Origin of the sequence: Streptomyces flaveus, from assembly GCF_014647675.1 — a bacterium.
GTDB lineage: Bacteria > Actinomycetota > Actinomycetes > Streptomycetales > Streptomycetaceae > Streptomyces > Streptomyces flaveus.
In genome coordinates this window covers 86,636-104,930 of the sequence record NZ_BMPQ01000030.1, presented here as the reverse complement: position 1 = coordinate 104,930, position 18,295 = coordinate 86,636, and the positions used below count along the sequence as shown (strand labels likewise).

Annotated in this window: 14 protein-coding genes and 1 pseudogene; 6 read left to right on the top strand and 9 right to left on the bottom strand. The window is 69.4% G+C overall.

Features of this window, described 5'->3' with window-relative positions; translation table 11 throughout:
* The 3 genes from IEZ21_RS37860 to IEZ21_RS37850 all read right to left on the bottom strand — a co-directional run.
* Window positions 1-326, bottom strand: a 326-nt coding sequence (locus tag IEZ21_RS37860) for an aldehyde dehydrogenase family protein (RefSeq protein WP_246568549.1), incomplete at its 3' end; no start/stop codon positions are given.
* Window positions 323-1,249 (bottom strand): 4-hydroxy-tetrahydrodipicolinate synthase, encoded by a 927-nt coding sequence (gene dapA, locus IEZ21_RS37855; protein ID WP_189326359.1) that lies wholly within the window; start codon window positions 1,247-1,249, stop codon window positions 323-325. The genes dapA and IEZ21_RS37860, both read right to left, overlap by 4 nt.
* Window positions 1,246-2,679 (bottom strand): fumarylacetoacetate hydrolase family protein, encoded by a 1,434-nt coding sequence (locus IEZ21_RS37850; RefSeq protein ID WP_213089407.1) that lies wholly within the window; start codon window positions 2,677-2,679, stop codon window positions 1,246-1,248. Before IEZ21_RS37850 ends, dapA begins: the two co-directional genes overlap by 4 nt.
* A gap of 193 nt (window positions 2,680-2,872) precedes the next feature.
* Here IEZ21_RS37850 and IEZ21_RS37845 point away from each other — a divergent pair, with 193 nt between their 5' ends.
* The 5 genes from IEZ21_RS37845 (at window position 2,873) to IEZ21_RS37825 (ending at window position 9,234) form a co-directional block, all read left to right on the top strand.
* On the top strand, window positions 2,873-4,510 hold the full coding sequence (locus IEZ21_RS37845) for a PucR family transcriptional regulator (RefSeq protein ID WP_189326357.1): 1,638 nt from the start codon (window positions 2,873-2,875) through the stop codon (window positions 4,508-4,510).
* 203 nt (window positions 4,511-4,713) lie between these two features.
* A complete protein-coding gene (locus IEZ21_RS37840; protein WP_213089406.1) occupies window positions 4,714-5,493 on the top strand; it encodes a class II aldolase/adducin family protein in 780 nt (259 codons plus the stop codon).
* A 69-nt stretch (window positions 5,494-5,562) separates the two neighbouring features.
* Window positions 5,563-6,915, top strand: coding sequence for an MFS transporter (locus IEZ21_RS37835; RefSeq protein ID WP_189326355.1), 1,353 nt, complete (start codon window positions 5,563-5,565; stop codon window positions 6,913-6,915).
* A 77-nt stretch (window positions 6,916-6,992) separates the two neighbouring features.
* Window positions 6,993-8,042: an MBL fold metallo-hydrolase gene (locus IEZ21_RS37830; protein WP_189326354.1), complete on the top strand. Its 1,050-nt coding sequence runs from the start codon at window positions 6,993-6,995 to the stop codon at window positions 8,040-8,042.
* Between the two features lie 148 nt (window positions 8,043-8,190).
* On the top strand, window positions 8,191-9,234 hold the full coding sequence (locus IEZ21_RS37825) for a LacI family DNA-binding transcriptional regulator (RefSeq protein WP_189326353.1): 1,044 nt from the start codon (window positions 8,191-8,193) through the stop codon (window positions 9,232-9,234).
* 175 nt (window positions 9,235-9,409) lie between these two features.
* On the opposite strand, the pseudogene IEZ21_RS37820 reads toward IEZ21_RS37825, so the two are convergent.
* The 5 genes and pseudogenes from IEZ21_RS37820 to IEZ21_RS37800 form a co-directional block, all read right to left on the bottom strand.
* Window positions 9,410-9,586: pseudogene (locus tag IEZ21_RS37820) on the bottom strand (alpha-L-rhamnosidase-related protein); the annotation flags it as partial.
* Between the two features lie 131 nt (window positions 9,587-9,717).
* Window positions 9,718-12,900, bottom strand: a complete 3,183-nt coding sequence (locus IEZ21_RS37815; protein ID WP_189326352.1) for a family 78 glycoside hydrolase catalytic domain — start codon at window positions 12,898-12,900, stop codon at window positions 9,718-9,720.
* Window positions 12,901-12,972: 72 nt separating this feature from the next.
* On the bottom strand, window positions 12,973-14,244 hold the full coding sequence (locus tag IEZ21_RS37810; RefSeq protein ID WP_189326351.1) for an ABC transporter substrate-binding protein: 1,272 nt from the start codon (window positions 14,242-14,244) through the stop codon (window positions 12,973-12,975).
* A 55-nt stretch (window positions 14,245-14,299) separates the two neighbouring features.
* The gene (locus IEZ21_RS37805; protein ID WP_033328768.1) at window positions 14,300-15,121 is read right to left on the bottom strand and encodes a carbohydrate ABC transporter permease; all 822 of its coding nucleotides are present in this window, start codon (window positions 15,119-15,121) and stop codon (window positions 14,300-14,302) included.
* The gene (locus IEZ21_RS37800; RefSeq protein ID WP_189326350.1) at window positions 15,118-16,065 is read right to left on the bottom strand and encodes a carbohydrate ABC transporter permease; all 948 of its coding nucleotides are present in this window, start codon (window positions 16,063-16,065) and stop codon (window positions 15,118-15,120) included. The genes IEZ21_RS37805 and IEZ21_RS37800 overlap by 4 nt, the downstream gene beginning before the upstream one ends.
* A 360-nt stretch (window positions 16,066-16,425) precedes the next feature.
* Here IEZ21_RS37800 and IEZ21_RS37795 point away from each other — a divergent pair, with 360 nt between their 5' ends.
* Window positions 16,426-17,466, top strand: coding sequence for a LacI family DNA-binding transcriptional regulator (locus tag IEZ21_RS37795; protein ID WP_189326349.1), 1,041 nt, complete (start codon window positions 16,426-16,428; stop codon window positions 17,464-17,466).
* Window positions 17,467-17,592: 126 nt separating this feature from the next.
* Here the strand turns inward: IEZ21_RS37795 and IEZ21_RS37790 are convergent, their stop codons facing one another.
* Window positions 17,593-18,279, bottom strand: coding sequence for a GntR family transcriptional regulator (locus tag IEZ21_RS37790; RefSeq protein ID WP_189326348.1), 687 nt, complete (start codon window positions 18,277-18,279; stop codon window positions 17,593-17,595).
* Window positions 18,280-18,295: the final 16 nt, after the last annotated feature.

The window sequence follows — 18,295 nt, the reverse complement described above, 5'->3', positions numbered from 1 at the left end:
CGGGCCTGCGTGATCGGCAGCCCGGAGTCGTACGACTCGAAGGCGGCGAGCCGGTAATGACGGGCCTCGACGGCGTCGGCGATCCGGTACAGGACACCCGCGCGCGCCCGGTTGGACAGCCCGGCCCACTCGGGAAACGCTGACCTGGCGGCGGAAACCGCCTGATCGACGTCGGCCGCACCGCCTGCCGCAGCCCTGGCGTAGGCCGTGTTGGACACCGGATCGGCCACGGGGAACGTCCGCCCGTCGGTGCTGTCGACCGGTTCTCCGCCGATCCAGTGCCGAATGACGGTCGGCAGGTTCTCGATGGTCGTCGTCATGGTCATGCTCCGATCGGTGCGGTGAGGTCGCCGCCCTCGGCGAGCAGCCCCCGAATGCGGGAAAGGCCCGCCTCGGTCGGGGTGATCAGCGGCGGACGGACGTGGGCGGAGGCGAGGCGCCCCTGCTGGGCGAGGACCCACTTGGCGGGGGCCGGGTTGGTCTCGACGAACAGCAGGTCGACCAGCGGGTGCAGCCGGTAGTGCAGATCGCGGGCCCCGTCGAAGTCGCCCGCTTCCCACAGCTCGTACATCCGAGCCACCGCGCCGGGCGCGAGATTCGCGACCGCGCTCACGAACCCGGCTCCGCCCAGCGCCAGCAGCGGCAGGCACAGCAGCTCGATGCCCGACCACACCAGCAGCGAGCGGCCGCAGGCGTGCAGTACACGGGAGAAGTGCTCGAAGTCCTTCGTCGTCTCCTTCACCCCGACGAAGTTGTCGAAGTCGGTGAACAGCCGCTTCACCGTCTCCGGTGCGATGTCCACCGCCGTGCGCGAGGGCACGTTGTAGGCGACGATTGGCAGGTCCGGGAACTCCCTCGCCACCGTCGCGTACCACTGATACAGCGCCTCCTGCGTGGGCCGCGCGTAGTAGGGCGTGATGACGAGCGCGGCGTCGGCGCCCAACTCCTGTGCTGCTGCGGTCATTTCGAGGGTCTCGTCGAGCTTTGCCGAGCCGGTCCCGGGCAGGAACGGGACGCGGTCGCCGATCTCCTCGACCGCCGTACGCATCCCCGCGATCCGCTCGGCGGCACTCTGCGCGCTCGGCTCCCCCGTCGAACCGCCCAGCGAGATGCCGTGCGAACCGGACTCCAGCTGGAAGCGGATCAGCCCGGCCAGACTGTCGTGGTCGACGGCTCCTTCGGCCGTGAAGGGGGTGACGACCGGGGCGATGGAGCCGCGGATCGTGGACGGGTCGCTGCGGAACTTCACTGTGTCTCTCCCTTGCACCAGGTCTCGTACGCATCCCGCCAGGCCGGGCCCAGCGGATACAGGCCGTCGACGCTCGCCCCGGCCCGCACCTGCTCGGTGATGAACCGCTCCTGCCGCTCCTGCTCCCGGCAGTCGACGATCAACTCCGCGGCGAGATCAGGGGGTACGACGACCACACCGTCGTCGTCGCCCACGATCAGATCGCCGGGCTGCACCAGGGCCCCGCCGCAGGCGACCGGCACGCCGGTGTCCCAGGGGACGTGGCGGCGGCCGAGCACCGACGGGTGCGCACCGCCGTGGAACACCGGCAGCCCCAGTGCGGCGACGGCCGCGCTGTCCCGCAGTCCTCCGTCGGTCACAACCCCGGCCGCACCGCGCTGCTGCGCGCGCAGAGCGAGGATGTCGCCCAGGGTTCCGGCGGAGGTGTCCCGCCGGGCGTCCATCACCAGCACATGGCCGGGTCGCAGCTGCTCGATCGCCCGCTTCTGGGCGTTCATGCCGGTGCCGTACCGCTCGAACAGGTCCTCGCGCAGCGGCAGATAGCGCAGCGTGTGCGCGACGCCCACCATGGTGGCCGCGGGGCTGAGGGGTCGTACGCCGTCGACCGACATGTGCGGCAGACCGTGCCGTCGTAGCTGCGCGCTGATCGTCGCCACGGCCACCGAGCGGAGGCCGCGGGCGAGGCTTTCGTCGAGAAACGGGCCGGGTACGTACGCGGATCCGTACGCCGACTCCTCCTCGGCCCGGTCCACCTTGGGCTGTGCGCCCCACGGTTCGAGGTCGTGGTCGGCGGAGGCGATCGGGCTGCGCAGCACTCCGGTGCTCAACCGGCCGTCGCCGACCTCGACTTCGACCACGTCCCCCGGCTCGGCCACCGAGGCGCCGGCCGGTGTGCCGGTGAGGATCACGTCGCCGGGTTCCAGGGTGACCAGCCTGGACAGATCCGCGACCAACTCCCCGAACGGGAACAGCAGGGTGTCGGTCGTGTCGTCCTGCACCAGCTCGCCGTTCACCCAGGTCCGCAACCGCAGCCCGGCAGGCTCCAGTTGGCGGGCGTCCAGCAACCGCGGGCCGACCGGCGTGAACCCGTCCGCGCCCTTGGAACGGAGGTTGGAACCGCGGTCGGCGTACCGCAGGTCGTACACGCCCGCGTCATTGGCGGCCGTCACCCAGCGGACGTACGACCAACCGTCCTCCGGCGCCACGCGCTGCGCGCGGGAGCCGATGACGAGCGCGATCTCGCCCTCGAAACCCATGAGTTGGCAGCCGCGCGGCCGGATGATCGCTTCTTCGGTGCCGGCCAGCGACGACGGTGGCTTGAGGAAGTAGGAGGGGTGGGCGGGGGTCCGTCCGCGCTCCTTGGCCCGGCTGCGGAAGTTGAGGTGGACAGCGATGATCTTCGATGGGGGGTTCCCCAAGGGATGTGGCAACGGGGCTCCTTCAGCTGCCGGGCGTCTCGCCGAGGCCTCGGGCGCGCTCGCGGGTCGATCCATCGGCCGATGACGGCCGTTCGCAGCGAGCATGCGCCGTGACGCAGCCCGCAACAATGTCGGCACCTACACTCACGAAGGCTCAGTGATGTAGATTCCGACACCCCTTGGATGCCTGAACAGGAGGGTCGGCATGACCGCGATACGCCTCGATCAGCTCGTCGAGGCCCTACAGGGCGGCGTCATCAGCGTGCTGTCCGAAGGCGATGCAGGCGCAGGCAGTGCGGGCGAACAGCCGGTCATCGGCGTCGAGTTGCTGGACTGCCCGGAGGCACTCGGGACCACCGCACCCGGACATCTGCTGCTCGGTGTCGGTCTGGACATCGGGGACCGTACGGCACTGGCCGCGGCCCTTCGGACGGCGGCGGACAACTCCTGCGCACTCGCCGTCAAGTGCACCGCTCCTGCACTCCCGGACGTGGTGGCGCAGGTCCGCGAGGCGGGAGTTCCCGTCCTGGCCGTCGAGCCGCAGGTGCCGTGGACGCGTGTCCAGCGCCTGGTCACGACCATCCTGGCCGCGCGCGCGGCGGGTACCGAATCCGGCGGTGGGACGACGGGCGGCGATCTGTTCTCCCTGGCCAACGCGGTCGCCGGAATCGTCGGCGGGGCTGTCGCGATCATGGATACGCAGCAGGTCGTGGTCGCCTACTCGAACCTGTCCGACCAGCCCATCGACGAGACCCGGCGACGCGGGATCCTGGGCAGGCGGGTGCCCGAGGACGCGCTCGCCGATCACCTGGACCGTGCGGTGTGGGTGAGCGACGCGGTCGTACGCCGGCACCGGCCCGGGGATCTGCCGCGCATGGCCGTGGTCATCAGGGCGGGCGAGGACGTGCTCGGTTCCCTGTGGGTGGCGTTCTCCGACGAGACCGCGGTCACCGACTGCGGGCCGGCCCTGCAGGAGGCGGCCCGGGTGGCAGCGCTGCACATGCTGGCGCTGCGCCGCCAGGTCGACGCGGAGCAGGAGAGGCGTGACCGCGCCCTGCGTTCCACGCTGGAAGGGCAGCCGGAACAGGGCGACCCGCACGGCGGCGTCCGCCTTCCCGCCGTACTGGTCGGGCTGGCCGAGACCGTACGGGAGACGAACGGCGAGGAGTCGTCGGAGGCCGGCCTCGCGGCCCGGCACCGCGCCGCTGCGATGCGGATGCTGGACCTGGCTGTCCTCGACGGCCGCTCCCTCGGTTACGAACCGGCGGCGGCCCTGCTCGGAAACCGCGTCTACGTGCTGCTGCCGGCCGCCGGTTCCGGCTCCGTGTCCACCAGTGTCCTGCTGGACCACCTCCTGGACCGGGCCGGACACAGCCTGCACAGGTCGTTCACCGCGGTCCACTCCCCCACCGTCGGGACGCTTCCCGCTCTCCTCTCCGACCGCCGCGACATCGACGCCGCGCTCGATCATCTCGGGGAGCAGCGCGCGGACCCGGGCGCGTACCGTACCGAGGACCTGCGGCCGGAGCTGGTGCTGCGGCGGCTCGTCGGGGCCGTACGCGACGAGCCCGAACTGCGCACCGGCATCGCGGAGCGCCTACGGGCACACGACGCCGAGCACGCCACCGACTACGCGGCCACGCTCCTCACGTATCTGCGGCACTTCGGCGATGTCGCCGCCGCCAGCGGCGAGTTGCACATCCACCAGAACACGCTACGGCTACGGCTGCGCCGGGCCGAGCAGCTCTTCGGCATGACGCTCACCGATCCGACGCGGCGCCTTCTGCTGACGCTGGAACTGACCGCCCTCGCGGGCCTGTCACAGCCGCCGACGGCGGAATGACGTAACGAGTGTCGTTCCTCTCACGACGGCACCCGCATCCGCCAACTGCCCAGCCATTATGTCGAATCGGACACTGTACGGCGGCTTTCGATGGCGACCTCGACATTGGCTCCCCAGTAGTCGGGCACCCATGCTCCTGCACACCGAGGGGCGCCGCCACGTACGTACCGGCGATGCCCATGGAGCGACCAAGGAGCACGGCAGTGACCGTTCTGGACACCCCGACGAGCACGGCGAAACCGGCGCGCATGAGCGATGCGGAGTGGCGAGCGCGGCTCGAACTGGCCGCGTGCTACCGGATCTTCGATCACCTCGGCTGGGTCGAGATGATCTTCAACCACATCACCGTGCGCGTGCCCGGCGAGGACGGGCATCTCCTGATCAACCCGTTCGGCCTGATGTACAACGAGGTGACCGCCTCGAACCTGGTGAAGATCGATCTCGACGGCAACGTCCTGTCCGACTCGGACTGGCCGGTCAACGAAGCAGGGCTGCTGATTCATTCGGTGATCCACGCCAACCGGCCCGACGCGCACTGCATCATGCACACCCACACCACCGCCGGCACCGGAGTCGCCTGCCTGCGCGGCGGGCTGGACCCGGACAACTTCTACGCCGCCCAACTGCACGACATGGTCGCGTACCACGACTTCGAGGGCATCACCGTCGACCCCGAGGAGAAACCACGCCTGGTGGCCAACCTCGGTAACCACGACCTGATGATCCTGCGCAACCACGGCCTGCTGGCGCTGGGGCCGACCCTGCCCGCGGCGTTCGCCTCCCTTTGGACCCTGCAACGGGCCTGCGAGATCCAGCTCGCCGCCCAGTCGTCGGGGCAGCCGCTGACCCCGGTGACCCTGGAGGCTGCGGTGCGCTCGACCAAGGAGTCCTTCCAGTTGGGCGACCGCACCCAGGCGGGCAGGACCTTGTTCGACGCGCTGCGCCGCAGGATCGACCGCATCGCCCCCGACTACGCCGTCTGACACCGCCACACGTCCGCACCCCCGTCCCCTCCCCGGGCCAACGACGCCCCGACGACGATCGGACTCCCCATGTCCCCATCCGCTCAGACATCCGGCAGCCAGAGTCAGCACCGCACCGTCGCGCTCGCCGCCATGGCGGGCACCACCATCGAGTGGTACGACTTCTTCATCTACGCCCTGTGCACCGGACTGGTCTTCAACAGCCTGTTCTTCGACGGGCTCGGCGAGAACTCACTGATCATCTCCTTCGCGACCATCGGCATCAGCTTCTTCTTCCGGCCGGTGGGAGCCGCACTCGCCGGCCACCTCGGTGACCGCATCGGCCGCCGCGCCATGCTGATTGCCACCCTGTTGCTCATGGGCGTCGCGACCACCCTCATCGGTCTCGTGCCGTCGTCCAGTTCCATCGGTACGAGCGCTCCGGTCATCCTCGTACTCCTGCGGATCCTTCAGGGGCTGTCCGCCGGCGGCGAGTGGGGCGGCGCCGCGCTGATCTCCGTGGAACACGCGCCCGCGGCGCAGCGCGGAAGGTTCGGGGCCTACCCCCAGCTCGGAGCCCCGCTGGGCCTGCTCCTGGCCAACGGCGCCCTGGCCGCCGTCACCGCCCTCACCACGGACGACCAGTTCCTCGCCTGGGGCTGGCGCATCCCGTTCCTGGCGAGCGTCGTCCTCGTCGCCGCCGGTTTCGTCATCCGGCGCAAGGTGGAGGAGAGCCCCGTATACCGGGAGTTGAAGGAGTCCGGGAGCCGGTCGCGCGCCCCGCTCGCCGTGCTGTTCAAGGACCACTGGCCGCTTGTCGTGGCCGGTGCCCTGCTGTTCGCCGCCAACAACGCCGTCGGCTATATGACCACGGGCGGCTACGTCCAGAGCTATTCGGTGAACCATCTCGGCATGGACCCGACGACGATCCTGATCGGCGTGATGGTCGCCGCGGTGGGCTGGCTGGTCAGCACCATGGTGGGCGGCCGGTTGTCCGACCGGTTCGGGCGCCTGCGCGTCTACCGGATCGGCTTCCTCATTCAACTCGCCTGGATGTTCCCGTTCTTCGCACTGCTCAACACGGCGAACATCGGACTCGTCGTCGTGGCGCTCGTCCTCTACAGCTTCGGCCTCGGACTCACCTACGGGCCACAGGCCGCCCTGTTCGCGGAGCTGTACCCCACTGCCGTCCGGTACAGCGGTGCGGCACTGTCGTACGCCATCGGAGCCGTCCTCGGCGGCGCCTTCGCCCCGATGATCGCCGAAGCCCTGCAGTCGAGCACCGGCACCGTGTACTCCGTCGGCGTCTACCTCGTGGGGGTCACGGCGGTCGGACTGGCCGTCACCTTCGTCCTGAAGGAACGCCTGGGTGTGCCGCTCGGCGACGCAGGGGCCGACGAGAAGGACGAGCAGGCGGCACTGACCACCTCGAGTAACCCCTGACCGGCGAAGAAGCCCCCCCACAAAGCCTGCCGCTCCCCGTCCCCACCCATCCCCTCACATCAAGGAGCCACCCCCCCATGAACGAGCCGCACACCGACGCAACCCGCCCGGCACTCACTCGCCGCCGCTTCTGGCAGCTCGGCGCCGCCACGGCGGTCACGGCCGGCGCGGCGGCGCTGCTCGCGGACCGCGCCGACGGGGCCCCGGCGGCCCCGGGCGACACCGCGCAGGACTACTTCGACCGGGCTGCCGAACTCGCCGGTGACAACCCGGTCTTCAAGAGCATCGTCAACGCGCTCACCGCCGGCTACACCCCTCCGCGACCCGCCGCTCCCACACCGCTGCGGATCTTCGACAACGTCGGGGTGGTGAGCGTCGGTTTTGTGTCCGCCACGGCGATCCTCACCTCACGCGGGATCATCCTCATCGACGCCCTGAACAATCCGGACGAGGCCGAGCAGATCCTTGTCCCGGGGTTGCGCGAGCTGGGAGCGGACCCGTCGACGATCAAGTACGTCGTGGTCACCCACGCCCACGGCGACCACTTCGGCGGCGCACAGTATCTGGCCGACACGTACGGCACGCGCGTCATGATGGCCCCGGCCGACTGGGACCTCCTCGCCTCCACCGCCCCGGCCAACGCACCCACCCGTGACCTGGACATCGCCGACGGCCAGAAGCTGACCCTGGGAGACACCACGCTCACGCTCCACCACACGCCGGGCCACACACCCGGCAGCGTCTCGCCGTTCTTCCCGGCCCGGTGGCAGGGCCGCACGCACACCGCGATGACCTGGGGAGGGACCAACCCGCCCACAACCACCGCGAGCAAGGAGACCTACCTCTCCTCCATCCTCACCTTCGCCTCCCGGATGCGGCGGGCCGGCGTCGACGTCGAACTGAGCAACCACGCATTCGCCGACTACGGCCTGGAGCGCATGGAAGAGCTGCGCGCCGCGCCCGACGGTCGCGACAACCCCTTCGTCATCGGCGCCTCCGGGGCACAGCGCTTCATGAAGGTCATGGAGAACATGCTGCGGGGCCGTATCGCCCAGGACCAGGAGGCGGCCACCACCGCGTCGACGACGACGGCAGCCGCGAGTGTGCATACCGCGGGTTGCTGCTGACGACCCCTGGCGCCCTCGGAACCGCCATTACGAGCAGGAAGAAGTTCAGCGACTTCTCTTGACGTGTGCCCTGCAACTGCGTAGACATGACCGCGCGGTCATGCAGTTGACCTCGTTCGATGCAGGCATACGGCTATGAGGAGACGTGATGGCACCAGGGGTGGGACGCACCTCGGACTCGCCTGCGCCGCGCAGCGCGGACGTGGCCCGTGTGGCCGGAGTCTCGCGCAAAACGGTTTCACGGGTCCTCAACAACGAGCCGTACGTCTCCGACGATGCCCGCCAACGCGTCCTCGCAGCCGCCGGCGAACTGGGCTACCGGCTGAACCACGCGGCCCGTGCACTGGCTTCCGGGCGTACCCGCTCCATCGGGGTGGTCGCTCTGGGTACGGCCGGATACGGAACCGCCTCGCTCCTTGTGCGCATCGAGCACGCCGTGCGGGACGCGGGGTACACACTGCGCGTGGTCAACACGCCGGACGGCGACCCGGAAGGGATCGCCGGCGCGGTGGAGTCACTCATCGAGCAGGGCGTGGACGGAGTCGTCGTCTCCGAGCCCGTCGTGGAAGGAGAAGTCCCCGTCCACGCCGACGTACCGGTCCTCTTCCTGGGGGCACCGCCGGCCTTCGACGCCGCCCGCACGCTGACCGTGGGCGTGGCCGCCCACCAGCTGGCGCGGGTTGCCACCGAACACCTGCTGGACCTGGGACACGTGACCGTCCATCACCTCTCCGGACCGCTGCGGTGGTATGCCTCCAAGGACCGCCTGGAAGGATGGCGGGCCGCACTGGCGGCACGGGACGCATCCGAACCACCTGTCGTCGAGGGTGACTGGTCACCCGCCTCCGGGTACGCGGCGGGCCGCGAGCTGGCCTCGGACCCCTCCGTGACCGCCGTGTTCGCGGCGGGTGACGAGATGGCCATCGGCCTCATCCACGCCCTGCGGGAAGCCGGGCGCCGTGTGCCGGAGGACGTCAGTGTGGTCGGGTTCGACGGCACTCCGGTCTTCGCCTACGTCACGCCTCCCCTGACCACCGTGCGTCAGCCCTTCGACGCCGCGGCACGGGAAGGAATCAGGCGGCTCGTGCACGCCATCGAGAAGCCGGACACCGACCTGCCGCCGGCGAGCGACCCACCGGTCGAACTCGTCGTCCGTGGCTCGACCGCGCCCCCGCCGCTCCACCAGGGCTAAGCGGTCTCAGGGAAGTGGCCGGTCTGCGGTACCGGCGCTGGTACCGCAGACCGGGGTGCTGCTCAGTGCAGCCGGGCGGTCAGGTGGTACCGGCCGGACGGGATCCGGTACGAGGCCACCCCGTCCGCGTGACCGAGGAAGCGCGCCCCCTCCACTCGCGCCAAGGGCGTGCGTCCCTCGCGGACGGCGTCGGCGGCGCCGGCCAGTCGCCGGTGAGGGGCCCCTGTCCGGCGTAGGTGTCGCCGGTCTGCTGCCGGATCCAGTCCAGGTAGCGGGTCATCGCGGGCCAGTTGCCCCTGACGACGGTCGCGTCACCGGTCATCTGCCACACGGTCCACGGCACGATGACACCGGCCCCTACCGACACGGCGCCGGCCGTCGCGGCGAGCACGGTTCGGCGACGTAATGCCGGTCCGTGTCGGCGGGGTGGAATTCCCTCGCCGACATCGCGGTCGGCATCGTCTGCACTGCGCCCTTCATGGCTCACACCTTGTCCCTTTCGGTTTTCCCGGAACCGGTCAGCGGGTCGCGGCCGGCGAACGTGTGCTTCCCCGAGCCGACGACGTGGGTGGCACGGTCGTCCGTGGGCAGCCGGACCTCCGCCGTGGTGTTCGGCGGGAGCTCCACGTCGAGCCGGAACCTGCCGTTCTCACGTATCCACTGCGCGGACACCACGCCGTACGGCGTGCGGTAGCTGCCCTCGGCGTGGGTGAGTCCGCCGACCGGGCGAGGGTCGATCACCAGCTCGCGGTAGCCGGCCTTGCCGCGCGCCTGGCGGATGCCCACCAGGCCGCTGTGGAACCACTCCTCGATCTGCAACAGGATCATGTGGTTCTTGGAGTTGCCCATGCCCCACTCTTCGGGAACGGTCGTCAGGCCGCCGGGGTTGGCGGTGGTGGGTGCCATGAAGTAGCCGTAGCTCGGGCGGGTGTCCTCCCGGAGGACGTCCCACAGGACGTCGTCGCGGCCGCCTTCGTGCAGGGCTCTGACGATCGGGGCAAGACCGAGGGTGCCGCCGCTGAGATGCGGCCCGCCCCCGAACGGCCGGTGGGCATGGACCAGTTCCACCAGCGCGTCGAGGACCTTCCCGCGTTCCCCCTCCGGCACGAGCCCTTCGTCCAGGGCGAGCGCCTGCGCGGCCTGCGTCGCCCCCGCACCGCCCTGGTCGCCCTCGGCGGTGTACCGGCCGAGCGCCGCGTTGTAGAAGGCGTCGTTGAACGCGTCCTTGATATTGGCCGCGAGGCTGCGGTACTCGGCCGCGTCGGCATCGCGCCCGATCAGCGTTGCCATCCGGGCCATCCGGTCGGCGATCTGGTGGTAGCCCCAGGTTCCGGTGATGCGGCCCGAGGTGTTCTCACTGGCGATCCAGTCGGCCAAGGCCGCGTCCACGATGTGGAGGTCCGCGCCTGTGCCGGCCTTCTTGGTCCTGATGTAGTGCAGGAAGGCCTGCATCTGCGCGTAGTAGCGGCTCATTGTCCGGGTGTCGCCATACGTCTCGTACGCCAGCCAGGGCACGAGGATGATGCCGTTGCCCCAGTTGATCTCGTCGCCGAACCGGCCGGTGTAGCCCCAGTCGTAGACCGGGGCCTTGAGCGCCACGTTGCCGATGTTGTCGCCGGCCCTGGACTGGCCCTCGGCCAGGTGGCGCTGCATGGTGCGCAGGTAGGCCGCGTAACCGAAGGTGCGGTGGAGGGATCCGAAGGGCTGCGCGTAGTCGGCCGGGTAGGCGAGTTTTTCGCGGCCGGGACAGTCCGTGAAGGTGGACATGGTGTTGCTCATGATCGAGTAACGGGCCATGCGGTGAATGCGGTTGATCCGGTCGTCGGAGGTCCGCACGGAGCCGGCGGCCGGCACGTCCGCGTGGATCTGCAGGCCGGTCACCGTGTCCCGGGTCGGTACGTAGCCCTCGGGCAGGCCGGTCACCTGCAGCCACTGCATGCCGAAGTAGTGGAACTGCGGGTGCCGCCGCTCGCCTCGCTTGTCGCCGTACGTCGTGTAGGCGGCGAACACGTGGGTGCCGCGCGCTGCGCCGCCACCCATGATCGACACCTGGTTGACGGTGCCGTCGGCGTTCAGCGACTCGGCGGGGTACAGCTTGACGGTGGTGCCGGACGGGAGCGAGCCGTCGAGTTCGAGCAGCGGCCAGCCGGCGAAGTTCTGCCCGAAGTCGAAGACCCACACGCCGGGTTGAGGCTGGGTGACACTGACCGGACGCAGTTTGTCGACGACCTTGAGCGGCTCGGCCACCCGCCAGACCAGTTCGGTGGTCAGGTTGGGCGGCGGGGCGATCGCGGCGTCGATCCAGCCCACGGCCGTGCCGTCGCGCCGCCTCGCCGACTCACCCAGGTCCGCGCCAGGGGCGGTCCAGGCGGGCTGCTCGCGCCGGGCGTCGTAGTCGGAGCCGGAGTACCAGTTGGCTGTGACGGTCGGGCCGAGAGCCGTCTTCCACGAGCGGTCGCTGACGACGGTCTCGACCGTCCCGTCGGCCTTCGTGAGTTCCAGGCGGGCGATCAGACGTGGGGGGACGGCGGCGCCCGCGCTCGGGTCGGTGCTCGCGAGGGAGTTGCCGGAGCCGGTGACGGCGGCACCGCTCTCGTGCCCGGAGGTGAGGCCGGGTTCGAAGGTGATACCGGTGCCGTCGGCGCCGGCGGTGCCGATCGCGGTGATGGTGCGTGACTCCAGGCGCTCGCCGCCGTCGCCGGTGTCGATGTTGACGGTGCCGCCGACGTGGTAGTTGGCCACACTGTTCACCTTGATCGTGGTGGCGTCCCGGGCTGCGGGCGCGACGAGGTTGCCGCTGCCCTTGAACTGGCTCTGCCACCAGCTGTAGGGGGCGGTGCGGCCGGTCCCGGGATTCGTGACGGACCGGGTCACCAACGCCGTGCCGTGGCCCAGTTCGACGCCCAGGGTGTTGTCGCCGAGGCGGACGAGGTGGGTGACGTCGTAGACCCGGTATTCGGTGGAGAGCTGGTAGTTGGAGTTGCCCGGCGCGAGCACCTCGTCGGTGACGGGTTTGTCGTTGAGCCGGGCGACGTGCAGTCCGGTGCCGGACAGGTACAGCCTCGCCCTGACGACCTTTCCCCGGCGCTCGTTCACCCGGAAGGTGCGGGCGAACACGGGCAGTGGCTGGTCGACGGTGCGGCCCGGGTACTCGATCCACCGGGCCTTGCCCCAGTCGGAGCGCTTGAGGAGCCCCATCTCCCATGAGGCGGGGCGGCTCCACGATGTCGCGTCGCCGTCGGTGCTCCACGCCCGCACCTGCCAGACCACCCGGTCGCGCGAGGCCAGTACGGGACCGTGCCATGCGACATCGGTCTGGGCCGAGGAGCGGACCTTGCCGCTGTCCCACAGCAGACGGCCCCTGTCGAGATCCTGCTCAGCGCGCGCCGCGCGGATCTGGTAGGCGGCCTGAGCCCATGCCGCGTCGGCGCCCACCACCCGCCAACTCAGTCGCGGGGCGGGGTCGTCGACGCCGAGCGGGTTGTCCTCGCGGCCGTCGACGGCGAGACCGGTGACCTTCGGCCCGTGTCTGTCGCCGTCCTCGTCGGCGTGGGCCTCCTGCGTGGGGAGGCCGGGGACGGTGGGCAGCGCCAGCCCTGTCGCGGAGACGGCCATGGTGCCGACCACCTGTCTACGGCTCACCGATCCGCCCGATATGCCGGACATGCCAAACCTCCGTTGATTCGATGCCCCCTGCGGGAATCCGAACGTTCGCTCACGTGCCGGACAGCTCCGTGGTCAGCTCCCGGCCTTGTAATCGGCGTCCATTTCCTTGAGGAGCTCTTCGGGCGTGGACTGGTCGCTGAAGATCTCCTGGAGTCCGCTGAGCATGGTCTGCTGCACCTTGGCGTTGGGCCAGAGCTGGTCCATGAACGGCACCGTGCGGCCCGCCCTGATGAACGTGGACAGTTCGGCCAGCGACGGGTCCACCGCATAGCCCGTGTCGGGCAGGGAGGGCAGACCGCCCTGCTTCTTGACAAACAGGTTCATGCCCTCGGGAGACATCACGAAGTTCACGAACTTCAGCGCGAGGTCCTCGTTCTTCGCCTTGGCGTTCACTCCGTAGCCCGCACCCGCCGCAGCCGGCACGATCGTCGCTGACGGATCGTCAGTGGCCGGCAGCGCCTTGAACGTGAACGTGCCCTGCGGGTTCTTCTGCTTGAGGAGGGCGATCACCCAGTTGCCCTGGATGATGCCGAGCGTCCTGCCGGTGGCGGCGAGGCCTTGGCTGGCTTCGTAGTTGGTGCCCAGCGGGTTCTTCTGGAAGCAGCCGGTCTTCTCCATCGTCAGGTACTTGTCCAGGGCGGTGGTCCACTGCGACTGGGCGAAGGTGGCCTGGCCGGTCTGCATCTTCTTGTCGAAGTCGCGGTCGTCGCCGTAGACGGTCGTGGCGACCAGCGCGTACTGGACGAGCTGGGTCACCCAGTTGTCCTGGTTGCCCAGCGCGAAGGCGGGAGTTCCCTTGTCGGCCGCGGCCCGGCAGAAGGCCAGCAGATCCTTCCAGGTGTCCGGGGGCGTGAGTCCGGCCTTCTCCAGGGCTTGTTGGTTGTAGACGGCGCCGATGCCGTTCTGCCCGAAGATCGCGTTGTACGTCTTCCCCTCGTACTGGGCGACGCTCTTGATCGCGTCCGGCAGCTCGGCGGCCCAGGGTTGGTCCGAGAGGTCACGCAGGTAGCCCGGCTTGGCCAGGACGTACGTGGCGCCGGGGTTTCCGTTGCCCGGCCAGACCGACATCACATCGGGTGCCGTGCCCGAGGACAGCTGGGTCCGGATCTGCTGCTGGTACTGGTCGGCGCCGCTGGTGGTGTAGCGGACCTTGACGCCCGGGTTGGCCTTCTCGAAGGCTTTCACGACGTCCTCGACGGATCCCTGGTCGACCGAGGCGAGCGTCAGGGTCTTGGAACCACCACCTCCGCCGGAGTCGCCGGCCTTGGTGCCGCCGCTACAGGCGGCAAGGAGGGCAGCGGCTGTCACGACGGCCGACAGGACCGTCGGTATGCGTGTCTTCATGATGTCTCCCTCGAAGAAGAGGCCACGGCCGTGGTGGACGGGTGGGACTCGCGCGTCATCCCTTCAGCCCTCCCGCGAAACCGTTGATGATGCTGCGCTGCAGCACGAAGTAGACGAGCAGGACGGGCAGGATGCTGATCACCAGTGCGGCGAAGATGAGGTTCCAGTCGGTGACGTACTGGCCGACGAAGCCGGCGATCGCGACCGGCATGGTCTGCTGGGCGCTGCCGCTCAGGTACAGCAGCGGGGTGAAGAAGTCGTTCCAGACGGCGACCGTGTTGAGTACCAGGGCCGTTACCGTGACCGGTTTGAGCATCGGCAGCACCACGTACCGGAAGCCCTGCAGGGGTGTGCAGCCGTCGATCAGTGCCGCGTCCTCGAAGTCACGGGGCAGGGCTCGCAGGAAGCCGACGTAGAGGAAGACGGTGAAGGGCACCTGCAGGCCGGAGTAGAAGAGGACCAGGGCCCAAGGGGTGCCGAGCAGACCGAGGTCCCGCATGGTCTGGTAGAGCGGCAGCGAGGCGAGTTGGAAGGGCAGTACCAGGCCCAGGAGGACCAGCAGATACGTGCCGCGTGACCAGCGCGCCGTGACGCGGGCCAGCGGATACGCGGCGAGCGAGGAAACGGCCAGCACGATGGTCACGCTGCAGACCGTCACCAGCACGCTGTTGGCCAGCGCACCGCCGAGCGCGCCTTGCTGCCAGGCCTGCGTGAAGTTGTCCAGGGTCGGCGAGGTGGTCGGCTCGATGGGCGAGGACGTGTCCGACGCCGGTCGCACCGCCAAGTTGACCAGGACGTACACGGGGAAGCCCACGAAGAGGGCGGCGGCGATCATCGTCAGTTCCAGCGCGAGGGTGCGCGGGCGGTAGCGGTTCATGACGCGGCCCTCTCGTTGCGGGACAGCACCAGGTACTGACCCGTGGAGGCGACCGCCACGATGATCGTGAGGACCACCGCGAGCGCGATGCTGTAGCCGAACTCGCCGAGCGTGAAGGCGTCCTTGTAGATCAGCGTGGAGATGGTGTCGGTGGCGTGTCCCGGTCCCCCGCCCGTCAACGCGTATACCTGGTCGAAGAGTTTGATCCCGCCGATGATCGACAGCATCAGGTTGATGGTGAACGCCGGAGCCAGCAGCGGACGGGTCACCGACCAGAAGCGCCGTACGGGACCCGCCCCGTCGATCTCCGCGGCCTCATGGATCTCCTTGGGCACCGACTGGAGCCCGGCCAGGAAGATGACCATCGAGTAGCCCGCGTACTGCCAGACGATCACTCCGACCACCGCCCACAGCGCGAGCTGCGGATCGCCCAGCCAGTCCTGCCGCGAGCCGTCGAGGCCGACCACGCCCAGCAGGCTGTTGGCCCCGCCGTCGGGGCCGAGCAGGTTGCGCCAGAGGTAGGCGGTGACGATCGGGGTGATCACGGCCGGAGCGAACAGGAAGACCCTGAGCACGTTCCGGGACTTGATGGCCGTGTTGACCCCGAGGGCCAGCAACAGGCCCAGCCCGTTCTGGAGGACCGTGATCGACACGGCGATCAGCAGCGTGTGCCAGATGGCCTGCATCGCGTCGGCGTCGCTGAACATGTCGGCGAAGTTGCCCAGCCCGACGAAGGAGAAGTTGGGGTCCAGGCCGTCCCAGTCGGTGAAGGCGTAGTACACGCCACGAGCACTCGGCACCAGGACGACGAAGACGAAGAGCAGCAGTGCGGGCAGCACGAACCACCAGGGGGGCGCGGTGCGCGGTCGGCGGGCGTGCGCTGCCGGCGCCGCGTGCGGGAAGTGGTCGTGGTCCGGAAGTTGCTCGTTCGGGGCAAGGGTCACAAGCGGGCTTCCTCCTTGAAACGTTTCAAACAGGTGGTGAGATCAGGGCTCCGGTCGACTGGGCACCGTGGGGCATCTGCCGGCTCGACGTCTTGGGGATATGGCCCGAAACCCAGTAAGGGCGTCCAGGGTGCGGTCCAGTGGGTAACGTTTTCCAAAGGGTGCTGCCAGACCCTAGAGAGCGCCCCGCGTGACGTCAAGATGCCGCGCAAGCTGCGCAACTGTTACGGCGGCGACACGTTCCACGGCACTCGACGACCCGCTGGGATGCGGCTCAAGGCTCACGACTGCGCCTCACTGAGCTGCAGCTCCGCCGTACACTCTGCGGCAACGTTCCCCACTTCGCCGGAGGGCACCGGGATGGAGCCGCCAGCACCACCTCGCCGCGTCACGATCGTCGACGTGGCACGTCACGCCCAGGTGTCCACCACCGCTGTCTCCAAGGTGCTGCGCAACGCCTACGGAGCCAGTCCCGAGATGCGCGCGAAGGTGCGCCGGTCGATCGACGAGCTCGGCTACCGGCCGCACGCGGGGGCCAGGGGCCTGCGCGGGCAGACGTACACCATCGGCGTGATGCTGCCCGACATCCGCAACCCCTTCTTCCCGGAGATCCTCGACGGGATCACCGGCCGGCTCGCGGACACGGACTACCAGGTCTTTCTGGGGCCTGGCGGCTGCAACGACGAGAAGGCGGAGGCACGCGTCACGGAGGCCATGATCGACCGTGGGATGGACGGCATCATCCTGATCGCCCCGGTGTCACCGCGCGCCCATATCGAACACGTCGCCTCCGTCGTACCGACCGTGGTCGTCGGCCGCCACGGGCATTCCCCGGTGTACGACACCGTGACGGACGACGACGTGACGGGCGCGTCGTTGGTCGTCGGTCACCTCGCCGACCTCGGCCACCGCCGGATCGCCCACATCGAGCACCACGAAACCGACCCGACGCGCATCGCGGAGATGCCCAACGCCCAGCGCGCCGACGGATACCGGCAGGCCATGCGGTCCTTCGGCCTCGCGGAGGAGATCGACATCGTCTCCACCACCTACACCCAGCAGGGCGGGTACGACGGTGCCAAGGAACTGCTCGCGCGCCGCCGCCCGCCCACGGCTGTCTTCGCCGGTGCGGACATCGTCGCCATGGGTGTGCTGGAGGCGCTCACCGAAGCCGGGGTGTCCGTTCCCGGTGACATCTCGGTGGCCGGCTACGACAACACGACGTTCGCCTCCTTCGGTCCGATTTCACTCACCAGCGTCGACCAGGCGGGCCACGAGATCGGCGAGAACGCCGCCCGCCTCCTCCTGGAGCGGATCGCCGACCGTCACAAGGCGCCGGTCCAGATCAAGCTCTCCCCCACACTGGTGCCGCGCCGGACCACCGCTCCTCCCCTGGAATAGAAACCATTCCGGAGTCCGGCAGCCTCCAGGGGACCTGATGTCGGCGTACGAGCTGAAGCGCAGAGCCGCGTACGGATGAACCGTTGTCGGTATGGAGCCCGGCCATTGCCGGCAGAGACCGGCTGCCTAACCGGTGGCAGGCTCAGCGAACTGGTTGGTGTCGAAGAGCTCGTTGATGTGTCCGCCGAGCTCGGACCAGTGGTGTCCGGAGAGTTCGGCGGCCGCGCGGGCGTCGCCGCCTGCGCAGACGTCGATGAGTTGGTCGTGGTGTTCGATGGTGTTGCGGCCGCCGAGCAGGGTGGAGAACTTGCGGTAGAGGATGCGGTGGATCTGCGGGTGCAGTTGCTCGACGATCCGGCTGAGTACGGGGTTGTCCGCGGCCGCGATGGGGACGGCGTGGAAGCGGTCGTCGGCGGCGAGCGCTGCGGTGGTGTCGTTGGCGGCGACGGCCCGTTCGAAGTCGTGATTGGCCTCGCGCATGTGCTGGAGGTCCTGCTCGGTCATGACCGGCACGGCTGTCTCGATGGCTAGTTGGTCGAGGGAGCGCAGGACGGCGAGGGTCTTTTCGACGTCGCGGCGGTTGAGGGTGGTGATGCGGGTGTAGACGCCGGGTTTGGCCTCGACCAGGCCGATGTCGGCGAGCCGGGCGAGCGCCTCGCGTACCGGGGTACGGCTGAGACCGAGGCGCTCGGCGAGCTCGCCGTCCCTGACCTTCTCGCCGGGGACGAGCTCTCCGCGCACGATGGAGTCGCGCAGCCGGTGGAAGACCTCGTCACTGAGGAGGCGGCGGGAGACAGGGCTGTCGAGTGACATATTGCGTACAGTACAT

What these genes read in the sequence shown, in the direction of transcription:
- IEZ21_RS37845 (WP_189326357.1), top strand. Translation starts at nt 2,873, where the DNA reads ATGACCGCGATACGCCTCGATCAGCTCGTCGAGGCCCTACAGGGCGGC.
- IEZ21_RS37835 (WP_189326355.1), top strand. Translation starts at nt 5,563, where the DNA reads ATGTCCCCATCCGCTCAGACATCCGGCAGCCAGAGTCAGCACCGCACC.
- IEZ21_RS37830 (WP_189326354.1), top strand. Translation starts at nt 6,993, where the DNA reads ATGAACGAGCCGCACACCGACGCAACCCGCCCGGCACTCACTCGCCGC.
- IEZ21_RS37825 (WP_189326353.1), top strand. Translation starts at nt 8,191, where the DNA reads ATGGCACCAGGGGTGGGACGCACCTCGGACTCGCCTGCGCCGCGCAGC.
- IEZ21_RS37815 (WP_189326352.1), bottom strand. Translation starts at nt 12,900, where the DNA reads ATGTCCGGCATATCGGGCGGATCGGTGAGCCGTAGACAGGTGGTCGGC.
- IEZ21_RS37810 (WP_189326351.1), bottom strand. Translation starts at nt 14,244, where the DNA reads ATGAAGACACGCATACCGACGGTCCTGTCGGCCGTCGTGACAGCCGCT.
- IEZ21_RS37805 (WP_033328768.1), bottom strand. Translation starts at nt 15,121, where the DNA reads ATGAACCGCTACCGCCCGCGCACCCTCGCGCTGGAACTGACGATGATC.
- IEZ21_RS37795 (WP_189326349.1), top strand. Translation starts at nt 16,426, where the DNA reads ATGGAGCCGCCAGCACCACCTCGCCGCGTCACGATCGTCGACGTGGCA.
- IEZ21_RS37790 (WP_189326348.1), bottom strand. Translation starts at nt 18,279, where the DNA reads ATGTCACTCGACAGCCCTGTCTCCCGCCGCCTCCTCAGTGACGAGGTC.